Below are 686 nucleotides of genomic sequence, written 5' to 3'. Positions count from 1 at the left end.
AGACAGGTATCCGTTGGAACCATCTACCGACGCGGCTAGGCTTCGGCTCTGGCGCGACCTGCTGGCGTCGGTTGCACGACTGGCAGCAGGCCGGGGTGTGGGACAGGTTGCATGGGCTGCTGCTCGACAAGCTGCGCGAGTCGGGCCAGCTCGACTTCTCACGTGCGGCTGTCGATTCATCGTCCGTGCGAGCCGTTGGGGCGGGCCAAAAACTGGGCCAAACCCCACCGATCGTGCGCGACCAGGCTCCAAGCACCACGTCCTCGTAGACGCCAACGGCGTTCCAGTCAGCGCGATTCTGACCGGTGCAAACCGCAACGATGTCACCCAACTGCTTCCGCTGGTCGACGCCATCCCGCCGATTCGTGGCACTCGCGGCCGACCGCTTCGCAAGCCCAAGGTCATCTACGCCGACCGTGGTTACGATTCTGACTCGCATCGCCGCCGGCTTCGCGAGCGCGGCATCCAACCGGTTATCGCCAGGCGTCGCACGGAACACGGCAGCGGCCTCGGCAAATTCCGTTGGGTCGTCGAACGGACTCATTCTTGGCTCCATGGTTTCCGTCGCCTCCGCACTCGCTTCGAACGCCGCGCTGACATTCACGAAGCTTTCTTAAAGCTAGCCTGCGCACTCGTCTGCTGGAACATCTTCAGCCGAACGGAGCGCGCTTTTTGAACTGGCCTTT

The 686-nt window shown here is 63.1% G+C and carries 1 pseudogene; it reads left to right on the top strand.

Annotation, left to right across the window (positions count from 1 at the left end):
• Nucleotides 1–676: pseudogene (locus AB6804_RS31920) on the top strand (IS5 family transposase); the annotation flags it as partial.
• Nucleotides 677–686 lie beyond the last annotated feature (10 nt).

The organism is Caballeronia sp. RCC_10, from assembly GCF_041360715.1.
Lineage (GTDB): Bacteria > Pseudomonadota > Gammaproteobacteria > Burkholderiales > Burkholderiaceae > Caballeronia > Caballeronia grimmiae.
Note: the sequence above shows the minus strand (reverse complement) of the source record. Positions and strands in the feature narration are given on the sequence as shown.